General features: G+C 54.5%; 10 protein-coding genes. 8 read left to right on the top strand and 2 right to left on the bottom strand.

What is annotated here, in order from left to right; all coding sequences use genetic code 11:
* Positions 1–99: 99 nt before the first annotated feature.
* The 8 genes from KR767_RS06635 (at position 100) to KR767_RS06600 (ending at position 10245) form a co-directional block, all read left to right on the top strand.
* A complete protein-coding gene (locus tag KR767_RS06635; protein ID WP_250878552.1) occupies positions 100–240 on the top strand; it encodes a hypothetical protein in 141 nt (46 codons plus the stop codon).
* 846 nt (positions 241–1086) lie between these two features.
* A complete protein-coding gene (locus KR767_RS06630) occupies positions 1087–2226 on the top strand; it encodes a nucleoid-associated protein (protein WP_250878551.1) in 1140 nt (379 codons plus the stop codon).
* Positions 2226–3455 carry a hypothetical protein gene (locus KR767_RS06625; protein WP_250878550.1) on the top strand — a complete coding sequence of 410 codons (1230 nt, stop codon included), beginning with the start codon at positions 2226–2228 and terminating at the stop codon, positions 3453–3455. The genes KR767_RS06630 and KR767_RS06625 overlap by 1 nt, the downstream gene beginning before the upstream one ends.
* 211 nt (positions 3456–3666) lie before the next feature.
* Positions 3667–4233 (top strand): hypothetical protein, encoded by a 567-nt coding sequence (locus KR767_RS06620; RefSeq protein WP_250878549.1) that lies wholly within the window; start codon positions 3667–3669, stop codon positions 4231–4233.
* Positions 4234–5048: 815 nt separating this feature from the next.
* A complete protein-coding gene (locus KR767_RS06615; protein ID WP_250878548.1) occupies positions 5049–5405 on the top strand; it encodes a hypothetical protein in 357 nt (118 codons plus the stop codon).
* A 370-nt stretch (positions 5406–5775) separates the two neighbouring features.
* On the top strand, positions 5776–7341 hold the full coding sequence (locus tag KR767_RS06610; RefSeq protein ID WP_250878547.1) for an ATP-dependent nuclease: 1566 nt from the start codon (positions 5776–5778) through the stop codon (positions 7339–7341).
* Positions 7342–7643: 302 nt separating this feature from the next.
* Complete coding sequence (locus KR767_RS06605) at positions 7644–8501, top strand: PA0069 family radical SAM protein (RefSeq protein WP_345779900.1); 858 nt, start codon at positions 7644–7646, stop codon at positions 8499–8501.
* A gap of 238 nt (positions 8502–8739) precedes the next feature.
* Entirely contained in the window at positions 8740–10245 is a 1506-nt protein-coding gene (locus KR767_RS06600) for a class I adenylate-forming enzyme family protein (RefSeq protein ID WP_250878546.1), read from the top strand.
* Positions 10246–10307: 62 nt separating this feature from the next.
* On the opposite strand, the gene KR767_RS06595 is transcribed toward KR767_RS06600, so the two are convergent.
* Entirely contained in the window at positions 10308–10661 is a 354-nt protein-coding gene (locus tag KR767_RS06595) for a hypothetical protein (protein WP_250878545.1), read from the bottom strand.
* Between the two features lie 563 nt (positions 10662–11224).
* Positions 11225–11881 carry a glutathione S-transferase family protein gene (locus KR767_RS06590; protein ID WP_250878544.1) on the bottom strand — a complete coding sequence of 219 codons (657 nt, stop codon included), beginning with the start codon at positions 11879–11881 and terminating at the stop codon, positions 11225–11227.
* Positions 11882–11958 lie beyond the last annotated feature (77 nt).

Genomic DNA, 11958 nt, shown 5'->3' with positions numbered 1-11958 from the left:
GCTGGTCCAGCCGGTGGCATTAGGCGGCGGCGGTGGCAGGCCTGCTGGCGGCGGCGGTGGCTGTCCATTCCAGTCGCCCCAACCTGCCGAGTTGTCGTGATGGTGGTGGTGCAGGAACAGATGATCTACGGCGATGCCGGCACCGAACGCGACAATGCCTGTGGCAACCGCACCACCGACGCTCACGCCGGGGTCGGAGGACGTCGTGACGACCTCTTGATCCACGTCCGGCAACGGTGAGCCCGAAGTGCTGATCGTCGTTGTGGTCGTCGTGGTTGTCGGAGCGCCGTATACCGTTGCAGGGTTATAGCGTGGAACGTATACCACGTTGGGTTGAGCTGGCTCGATCTGGATATCGTCGCGAGCGAAAGAGCGGAGGTGAGGAGCAAGTCCCGGGTACGTCGTTTCATCATTTCCTCTATGTCGGATCGTCCAATCGGTCCGAGGCGAAGGAAGAGTGAAATTTTTAAAATGACTGCGCGCTGTCTCGCTACGTAATACTTTGCGAGTACGAAATGCTCGTTTAGCCTTCCGTAGGTTAACGCTAGTTACGTACAAAAATGCGTGTAATTCCGTAGGTTTAAGTCGCTAGCTAACGACCAAGTCAATACCAAATTTGCAGTTGTAATGCACATGTAATTCGTTGCGACTGGTCTAAGTAGCATTGATGCGAATAGCAATAGCGAGGCTATGCGTCTCTACAATTTCGATGACACCGGGACAGCAATGGATACCGTTCGCAATGACGAAACATTACTGCTCGCCGTCGTTTCCAAAGTAGCTCAGCGGCGAACTGTCAGAAATTTGACGTAGTCAAAAAAAAAGAGTACAGATACCTCGTGCTGAAGCATCCACGGGTAAACGCGGTTTCTTCAGTTTCGATCCTTGATATGAAAAATTGCCGCTGCCAAAGCGACCCGTTGCATACGGCAAGCCTGTCGACCTGTTATTGGACAAGGAATACTCAGCGCTTCGTCGGCACAGTTGCCGACGCGGCCGTAGACACCTTTGGTGCTGATGAGAGGCGAGTAGCCGACGCCAGGAGCGATCATCGATTACAATAGATCCAGGACACAGGGAGGCATCATGGATCGTTTAGATTTTGCGGTTATCCACGAGCTGGCCAAGGATCGTGGCAGTGACACCGCCGACGCCAAGCTTCGAAATCAGCTGCTGGATGTAACGAAGCCTATGGTGATACGGCTGGCAAACCTGCTGGCTGGTCTGATGGGTCATGAGCAAGGGGCTCTGTACTATGGCCAATTTGGCGATCGTCGGCGGGAAGGACCTTTTCCTGGCGCAGTGGCCGAATTTGTTCAAGATACCGACTCAGGTCACTTTATGGCGCTTACTCATAGTGCGATGAGGGAGTTGGTCACATACTCGGCCAAGGAGCCGTTAGCGACCGGCGGCTTCATTTTCTTCGCCGCTTATTCGCACCAGAACTCAAATTACCTCCTCGTTGCGATGATTAAAGAGCGCGATGGCATTCATTTGACGGAGGATTTCGAGCCTGAAGAAATCAACGAAGTAGATCTGTCAAAACTCCATCAGGCAGCACGCATCAATCTGGTGCGCTATGCGCACGAACTGGCGCAGCTTAATGGACCTGCCGATGTAATCGATGAGCAGGATGACTCCGACGCCGATGCGGAAAGAGAGCGAACATATTTGTGCTTTGTTAATCGCAGCGGACGCGATGACATTGCCGGCTACTTTACGACCGCACTTGGCTGCGAGAAGGGCGTGTCTTCCGCTCGAGCGACCAAGGGTGTGGTAAAAGCTGTGCGAGCTTACGTAAAAAGCGTCAAAGCCATCGCTGATCATGCCTCTAAGGCGCGTCAGAGCATTATTGACTATATGGCAAGCCTTGATGATGGAACGACGGTGACGTTGGACCATGTGGTCGAAGTCGTCGGTCGCCAACTTCCTGTCGAGTTGGTGCAGCACCTAGACGGCATGAAGGCTTTTCTGAATTCTGATGCCTATCAAATTCCGGACGACTTTCAAGTAAGTAAAAAAGCACTTAAAACGTACGCTAGAATCAGTGAGCGAACAGACCGCTGGTCGCTCAATTTTGAAGCAAGTGCATTAAGCGTCAACGACGGTGAAGTTATCTACAGCCGTGAGCAGCGATCGCTGACAATCCGCCAGTTACCGGAGCGAATGATTAAGAAGATCGAGCAAACTCTTCGAGATCGCGATCAGCTTGCTGAGGACAACTGATGTTTTCCCACGTCGTAGCACTCTACCGAATTTGTGGGCGACCTACGATTATTGATGGCGCGTTTTCCTTTGACGGCGAAGCAAGCTTGGTTGTGCAGGAAGCCATTCGCGCGTGCCAGGGATTGCAGGCGCATTTTGGACAGTTCTCTGATCCTCCTGAAACAGTAGACGGCAAGATCACATTTGAATGGCGTCTCGCCGCAAACGAGTATGCTCGCTTCTATGACAACGTCACCGCTCTAGCTGAGGGCTCTACGCGGCCAAGTCAGGGAATCGTCCCCGTCGCTTACTATATTGTCGATGTGGACTACGCGGCAGGCGAGGAGCCGATGCCGGTGGGTATTAGCCGGTTGAACCAAGTAGCGACGCTGGTGAGCGAGCTGTCCCAGATCACCCAGCCGTTGAGAGGCGGTCCTGCGGATCCCCTAAAGCTGTTGTTCGTCATCCCCGCGGACGAAAAAAGTCCACCCATAACCGTTCAGTTGGTTACTCGAATCGGTGCGGAATTGCTCGAGCTGGCGACACCCGACTTGAAGTCTCTACGAGCGCTCACCGCGACTGGAGACGATGCCGGCATTCATCAGGAGGAGCGCCGAGCGCTTTTTCGGCTATCGATTGCCGATATCTTAGGCGAAGCTGATTTTGCTTCGGCCGATCTGACCTATCTGGTTAAGCGGTGGCCCGATGTGCTGGAAAAGTATCAGTATGACGTTGATGCTTACATAAGCCGATTCTCATTCGATAAAGTGCGCAAAGAGATAAGCCAGGCTGAGCTCGACATGGTCACCAAGCTCCAGAGCGTCGTGGGGGACGGAGCCACGAAACTGCTGGGCTTGCCATTGAGCCTTGCAACCGTACTTGGTATCTATCATGCAACGTCATTTATTGAATCACTGATACTATGCCTAGGGGCACTACTCATCAGTGTCCTCCTTGCCGGATTCACAGAAAACCAGAGTCTCCAGCTAGCGCGAATCCATGGCGCGTTCAAAGTAATATTTGATCCGCTATCGGGGAAGATGCAGACGTATCCTGATTCGATTAGGAAGAGCCTAGCTTCCGCTATCCAGGGCTTCAATAAACAGCTGCGCTTCTCCAAGCGGATACTAACCCTAATTCGCATTCTCAGCTGGGCACCAACCCTCCTTGCAGTAGGTACCTTTTCCTATAGGTATAGCGAGCTATTCAGGCTATGGATGATTAGTTTCGCTAATCTAATGTTTATCTAGGTTGAGAGCGGCGCTGGTCCACGCGAACTGGTTTGAGTGATCCGTGGTGCCCGATATCCACCATCCGCCAGCCCAGAGTAGAATTTCTCGAGATCGAGAGCGAAGTTCTCTCACTCATTCAGACAGTGAATTTTTCATTCTGTCCTATGCCGGATCTACCGACAATTCCAACGCGTTCGTATGTCTAGGTACTAACTGAGGTCGCAAGGATATGCTTACGCCGAAAGAGGTAGTTGCTGAAGTCGTCAGGTTACGTAGATCTTCGGCGGAAGACACGGAAAAGAACGCCGACTACACGCATAATGAACTTTGCGACATTCTGCAAGAAAGGCTCACCGACATTGGTGATTGCTTCCAAAAGTACGATCAAATTTCTTATGTAGTCCAAGGTCCGAGGGACCAGGGCGTCGACGTCCTCTTAAAGTTAGGGTCTGCAGACGAAGCCGAACGCTATGTGGCATTCCAGATTAAGTCGTACTCGGAGATAAGCGATAAGAAGCAGGAGCTCTCCAAGAACTTGAAGGTCGGACTGCATGATGCAATATCACACTACGGCCCTTGCCTAGTGCAGTACTACATCATCTTCTTCGGTTGTACTGCAGCGAACTGGAAACGGTTAACGGCGACCACAGCTGAATTCGCTAAGGATCCGATCGTTAGGGTAATAGACGAACGTTACGCCAGGACTCTATTAGATCTCGACGGAGCTACCGTCGCTGCTATCGTAGACAATTTTCTCAGGCGCGAGGACATCGTGCTAAAAAAAGGCAAAATTTGAGATGCCTCCTTCATTAGAGGACGGGCAAGAAAGATTAGATTTTCTGTCTTGCCTTTCGATCGGACTAGAGGAAAACAAAGACGTCTTTAACGAGCACGATCTGAGAGCAGCGGCATCCGTATCTCTTCATGCACTTGATAGGCTTGAAGGGATAGCGATTACGTGGGTAGGCCACGGATCCCAAGTTCGTATAACGCTCGAGAGTTTCCCTGCGATTCGCGCGCTCTATTACGATATCAAGGTTCGGCACGACCTCCCGCGGAATGAGATGGTCATGCATTTGGCGGCCATGCTCTCGTTCCAACAGCTTCGCTATGACTAGGTCTCACGGGCAAGCGCCCGACTGGACGAGCCCTCACCTGGACGATGCAATGCAAATCCCAAAATTTAATGACGAAAAGAAAATACAAGCTTGGCTATCGAAATCGTTCGATGATGGTGCATTGGCTGCCTTTGGCGCGGTGCACTAGACATGCACGTCTTCCGCAATCTAACGGAGGTGCGCGAGAAGGCGGAGCCTTGACTACATGAAATCGACGGAACCAGCATGACCGTCTTAAACACCTGGCAGTCGGGAGTTGCCGGTATGGGGGCGCAGTCGATCTTCCCCGCGACTTGGACGAAATCGGCCCGGTGGGCCAAGCGGGAGCGCTGCCGCAGCAATTCTATGATTGCGAGACCGCCACGTGAGTTAGAAGCAGCCAGCCCAATACGGTTAAAGGATCGCCAAGTCGTGCCGATATACGGATAGGCCCTTCGGACCGACAACCGTTTCGTTGGAAGCGCGGAAACACAATAACCTAAGGAGCTTATAAATGTCGGAGATTCTCCTGCGCTTCTGCGAAGGCGCTGCTGTCGTCCTCTATCGTCGCTACCCAAAAGGAAGGGCCGAGAACGTACCTGCACGAGTCGATCTCTATACCTACGCTGGCGGATATGCCTGGGGATATGGCGGCTCTGGCCCGAATGCGCTCAGCCACGCGATCGCAGGAAAGATCTTCGAGTTTGTTCCTTTGACACCTTCGGAGCTGTCCGTTCGAGCGCGAATCATTCTCGAGGGTCTCGTCATTCGGCTTGACGGTGCATCTGAACATACGCTGGACTACTCAGTTTTCTCTAATCTTTTTCCTGGTGAGATGCTCGACATCGATAGCATGCCTTGCAACGAGTGAGGAAAAATTCTCGCCGCCTCAGAGAGCTCAACGGATTGATATACAACCTTGCGTCTCTACAAAAGTAATAACGCTCATCGCTGAGTAAACCTAAGATCGAGCTATGTTAAAGGCGGTGTCTCAATGCATCAGTCCGAACGCATTAGATGAGACGCGACGAAGCCGAATCTAGAAAGTGTGACTCTCGCTAGAGAGAATCGGTGAGAAGTAGATAGTGTTACTGCTACCGGGGTCTACGCCACCGGCGCTGTTCGTCGGTACACATGGATCTGTCGTTTGTTTCGCCGGATAAGCGAACATGAGAATCTATGAAACGTGAAACTCGTCTACCAAGGCAGATTAGAAAGCTAAGGAAGGGACCGTCGCAGGAATGAAGCTAAGCACTATTGCCTTCGCTGGATTGCGAAAACTCGAATTGAATCATGGCACCATTGGTCAACCTGGGTACCTTAGTGGGCCGGGTCATAGCCTCTCCTTGGTCAATGTAGTCATCGGTCCAAATGGTGGCGGAAAGTCGACCGTGGTCGACACTGTCCGTTGCCTCCTGGATCCCGACTTACTCTCAACTATCGTAAGAGAGAACCTCAGGATTGGAACGGAGTCCGGATTTCGTTTGGGATTCGATGACGGTAGCTATTTGATGTTTAACTTTAATAAGCTAGGAATCGATAAGGCAGGCGTGTCCGCAATTGCGAAGATTGGTGGAAACTATCTGACGTGGAAGGGGCCCATTAGCGTGGAGCCCGGCGTTTCGATACCTCCAGATCTGCGAGATCTGGTCTTCGGCATAGGTGCTTGCATTTTCTATCGAAACAATCATGACGAACGCGGTGTCGCTACTGCCGATTGGCTGGCCCCATTAAATACACATGCCGAGTATCTCAATGGGACCAATCGCTTTCCGCTGGATCCCGACCAACCCTTTTATGACGGATTGCTAAACTTACGTATAAACCACATTCCGCCCTTCATCGAAAGAGATCAATTTACGATCCATACCAACTTCAATGACGACCTGTCTCAAAGTAATCACGTCCGGATATCAGCTATTCCATCTGGCTGGCGGGCACTCGGTGGATTGTTGGGATGGTTGCGAACCCGCGTAGAAGGTAGTTTGTGCATTGTAGAAGAGCCAGAAACGCATATGCATCCGACCTTGCAGCGAATTGCCATACGAGAGGTCAGCAAGATTGCCTCCGAGCGCGACTTACAAGTCTTCATAACAAGCCATTCCGCCATCACAATCGACGTAGCTTCGTCCGACCCTTCGATGCGTCTCTTCGAAGCCAACGGTTGGAGGTTCCAGTCATTGACAGAGCCGGCGAAGGCCCTGTTGTCGCTTGGACATCGGCCGAGCGATTTGTGCCTCGCGAACGGCATAGTCTGGGTCGAAGGACCCTCCGATCGCATCTATCTATTGCATTGGCTGAAGCTCTGGTGCGTCCGGGAGAATTGCCTGCTTCCACAAGAGAACGTCGACTATGCATTCTGCAGCTACGGCGGTGCCGCGCTGAGCCACTACACTGGCGGGGGAGCTGGTGACGCCATCGACATCTTTAAGATTAATCCGAATGCTTTTGTTCTAATGGATCGTGATCTCGACTTCGAAAACGACAATGACAAAGGCGCAGTACCGAGGAGTGGACGAAGTCCTAAAGCCAAGATGCTTGCGAGCATTTCTAAATCTGAGAATCCGTTGCGTAGAGCTTGGGTCACGGACGGCTATACGATCGAGTCGTATCTACCAGATGAATTCAGAAAAACATACTACTCCATGGATGGCCGGCGCCTCCGGCCACTTACGAAGAAGTCGAAGGTTGATGTCGCGCTTAAATTTGCGGACTCATTTGCTAACTTCGATAAAGCACACTCAACGCCGACATTGGTTCATATGATCCAGGAGATCTATCAGTGCATCACGCAATGGCGACGATGACCGTCTCATTGCATTTGTCGCGGTGGAGGCACCGCGTTAACTGGACGCAGCACGCACGCCGCCGATTGGGATTGCGAAGCGCAGCTGAAAATTTGAGACCGCGGACGAGCTGTCAAGGTTGCGTTCGATCGCCAAAGGTTAGAGCCCATCCAGCAGCGGCTGACGGCAGCGCTGGGCGCGCTGTCGCATGGCACGATCGCTAGGCTATTACAGTAGCTCTTCCTGGATTATTCGTTAAATTGTATCCGGGCTAAATGCGTTAGCTGGTCCGTGCAAGCGCGAAAGAATTGAACACTTTCTAGATCGTCATAAAATGTTGGTGCGTTTATTGCTATGCCCGGCCCTCGCACGGTTATCTCAACCTGTCTGCCGGCCTGGACTTCGAGACCAAGCTCTTCGCCAAAAGCAATCTGGCCGAGATCCTTCGCGGCGAACTGGCAAAGAAGAACTACGTGTGCAAGCCGATCAACATCGGCAGCAATACTGATCCATACCAGCCCATCGAGAAGCGGTGGCGGCTGACCCGGGCAGCATTGGCGTTGCTCAATGAGTGCAACCACCCTTGCACCATCGTCACCAAGAATGCGTTGATCGAGCGCGATATCGATATCCTCGCGTCGATGGCTGAGCGGAACCTGGTGCAGGTGTTCATCTCGATCAACTCACTGGATAACAAGCTGGCCTCGAAACTGGAGCCTCGCGCATCGGCGCCGCATAGCCGGCTGAAGGCCGTGAAAACCCTGCGCGATGCCGGCGTGCCGGTAGGTGTTCTCGTCGCGCCCATCATTCCCGCATTGAACGAGAAGGACGTGGAAGGGATCATCGAGCGCGCTGCGGCGAACGGCGCCAACTCGATTGGCTATACGTGCGTTCGTCTGCCGCATGAGTTGAAGCAGCTGTTTCGCGAATGGCTGGATATCCATTACCCCGATCGCGCCGCACATATCATCAGCCTCGTCCAGCAGATGAACGGCGGCAAGGATTACGACAGCAACTTCGCTACCCGGATGCGCGGGCAGGGCGTCTTCGCGGACATCATCCGGAAACGAGTGCAGGTGGCTTCAAGAAAAGCCGGTCTATACCGTGCCTGGGATACGGTGTTGGATACGTCGCAATTCGTGCCGCCGCGTATTCATTCACCTCAAGGCGAATTGTTCTGAGCATGGCATGTCGATAGGGTTGTTTTCCGCCGGGTTCCGGTCAGTGAACGTCGCACATATGCATAACTACCATTGAGGTCTGGCAATGCGCTTCATTGCCGGGGCATGTCCGTATGACGAAAACATCCATGTTTCATGGAATTGTCCTAGGGATGAATAACCAAGGATTTTGATCTAGAGAGCCCGTTCCACACGTGGTCAAGTACGGCACACTTACCCCTGCCGGACGCCATGTGACATGAGCACCATCGACGATTCACCGGTCGCCGGACCCTTGCGGTCGTTCCTCGACTTCGCCCGTAACCACCCCGATGCCATCGCCATCATCATCGGCGATGAAGCATGGACGTATTCACGCCTCTCCAGCGAAGTGCTGAAGCTTGCCCGCGGCCTGCGCAAGGCGGGCATCGTCAAGGGCGACCGGATCGTGACGCTGGCCAAGACATCGCCGAATGCTGCGATTTTCATGCTCGCCAGCGTGCTGGCCGGAGCAATCATCGTTCCATTGAAGAAAGAGCTGACCGTCGTCGAGCTGGGTGAGTTCTTCCATCGTCTATCACCCTCGCTGATCTTCCACGATATCGACATGGGGCCGTCCATCGCATCCGCGGGTGCCGGCCTTCCGTGTCGCATCGTGACGTCCGACAATGAGGGCGACATCTCGTGGAGGAGTCTCTCGGTTGAACAGACATCCGATGTGTTTTCTACCGATCTGGAAGCGGTCTGCTTGCTTCTCGCCACGTCGGGTACCACGGGTGTACCGAAACTGGTGACCTATAACCAGCGGGCGATTCACCATCTTGTTGAATCCATGGAACAGTGGGAAACCGGTCCGGGCATGCGCCTCATGGCCAACAGCCCCATCGCCCATGTGTCCGGAACGATGATTCTCTTCGTGGGCCTGTCTACCGGTTGCACGCTGGTCATGCCCGAAGGCCCCACTATCGATCATGTGCTGGATGCCGTCGAACAGCATGGCGTGCAGGCGATGTTCGTGGTGCCTTTCATCTGTCCCGTCATGGTGGATGCGCAGCTGCGCAACCCCCGCAATGTCAGCTCCTTGCGGATATGCGGCATCGGTGGCGATGCCTGTCGCTCCGAAGTGGCCCTCGATTTCGAGCGTGCGTTCAACGTGCGCTTAAGGAATACCTATGGCATGACCGAATGCCTCGGTAGCATGGACCTGGGTGATACCTGGGATGTCATGCGGCCCAGGCCGTTTCGCGTCCGTCTGGTCGGCCCTGACGGGAATACCGTGACGCGAGGCGTGATCGGCGAGGTACATATGCGCGGCCCTAACACGAGCCTGGGCTACTGGGAGGCACCGGGCGTCGTCAGGACGCATCTCACGGACGACGGCTGGCTGGCCACGGGCGACAAGATGCGCGAAGACGAAGACGGGATGCTTCATTTCGTCTCGCGAAGCAAGGACATGATCCTGCGCGAGGGTTTCAACATCTCACCTACGGCCGTCGAAAACAGGCTTCTTCAGCATGCACTGGTCGCCGATGTCGCCGTGGTCGGGATACCCGACGACAGGCGTGGGCAACTCGTCGTAGCAGCGATCAAGCTGGCTCCGGATGCAGGAGAAGACGGCCTGGCGTCGGTAATGACCTGGCTCAATACCCAGCTCGGTGCGTTTCATCTACCTGATCGCCTGCATACCATCGAGCGTATTCCGCGCAATGCCATGGGCAAGGTACTTCGGCACGAAGTGGCAGGGGCATTGTTGAAGACCATCTGATCCGTGCGCTGCCGAAGTATGGAACCCCCGGGATCATGCCCGGAGGTTCCATCCTTCCATCGTCAGTAGTGGGTCACCATGACGACGGGGCTGCCGTTGGGGCAGTTACCGAGGACCTTGGGGCCATCGATGATGGCGCCCTTGTAGATCTCTCCCACGAAATCCTTGATTTCGCAGGCGGCGGCGAAGCTTTCCATCCAGTTGCACTTGTACGTGCCGCCGGTGTCCTTGAGCTTGCTCTGCAGGCAGAAGTGCGTATACGGACCGGCAAGTGCTATCGACGGGGCAGGGGTGACGCTCCTGACGCCATGGGAGAAGTTCAGCGACTCATCCTGTCCGGCATCCTGCGCGATGGCAGTGGCCGAAAACATCAGGAACATCGTACAGGCAGCCGCCTTGATTGCTTGAATTCGCACGTGTTGTCTCCTTGAGTGATTGAAGTATTGATCTCTACTCACTGCGTGGCTCTCTATAGCCTTCCTACGTTCTCCTCACACTTGTCGCCTGCATGAAGACGAGTGGCGATACAACGCAACGCGTCGCAAGCGACAATTCGAATAGCATCTGACAGATAGCCCCTTTTTCCGCCTTTGCACTCCTGTTGTGCCGTGTTTATCCGTGCAGGCCTGACGTTGCCGACGCTGATTCAGGACATGTCGCACGGTGGTGCCTGCCGGCTTCGGGCCATGGCATGCGGAAGAAGTGCGGATCCCTTGAGCGTGACGCTCGACCTGTTGCGGGTCTTAACGTTTGCAGCCGGCTGCCCCGGCGCTTTGGTGGGCCCGATAATTCATGCGATCCATGAAAGAGCCGTGAAGTTGCCGCCGATTCGGCATGTTCACTGGTCAGTGCCGGGTGGAAATGGGTATTTCCCGGTGAGCGGTCGCTCTATTTATGCCGTAAATGCGCATGAACTTGCGAAGGGAATGCCCGAAACGCCGGCATGGCACCCATGATGGCTACGGCGGAGTCGCTCTTCCTACGCGCAGCCCGCATCAGGCCCGGCGTTGACGGCCCATTGCGCCGCATAAGCCCGACGGTAGGCAGGCCTGGCCTCACCCCGGGCGACATAAGCTGCGAGGGAGGGATGTTCATCCAGGATGCCCGATGGCCGCAGCCTCAGCATCACCGAGATCATCATCAGGTCGCCTGCGCTGAATGCACCATCAAGCCATTCGGCATCACCCAGCCACATGGCAAGCTGGCGAAGCCGCTGGCCGATGCGTTCCTTGACCAGTGGCATGCGTTCGGCAGTCCAAGGCTTGTCGCCTTCGGCGAACCTGGCATTGCTTAGTTCGAGGATGGGTGGTTCCACCGTACTGAGGGCGGCAAACAGCCAGGTAATGGCGCGTGCCCTTGCATTGGCATCGTCGGGCAGCAGGCCCGCATGATGCGTGGCGAGATGGAGAAGGATCGATCCGGTCTCGAACAGCACCAGCTCACCTTCTTCGAAGGTGGGAATCTGCCCGAACGGATGGCGGGCCAGGTGTGCGGGCTCCTTCATCGTCTTGAACGATACGAAGCGCACCTCGTAGGGCAGTCCCAGCTCTTCCAGCGCCCAACGCACACGCGTATCGCGCGCAAGTCCCTTGCCGCCGTCGGGCGACCGGTCAAAGGCGGTGATGGTGATGGACATCGTCGGGCTCCTTGAGGTGATGGACCGGACTGGGGCCAACGGATAGTAGTCCGGAAGGGGTGAACCAATCGATGTCC

The sequence above is a fragment of the Luteibacter anthropi genome, from assembly GCF_023699965.1.
GTDB classification, from domain to species: Bacteria; Pseudomonadota; Gammaproteobacteria; order Xanthomonadales; family Rhodanobacteraceae; genus Luteibacter; species Luteibacter anthropi.
The sequence above is the reverse complement of the archived record's forward strand: the minus strand, read 5'-3'. Positions and strand labels throughout refer to the sequence as shown.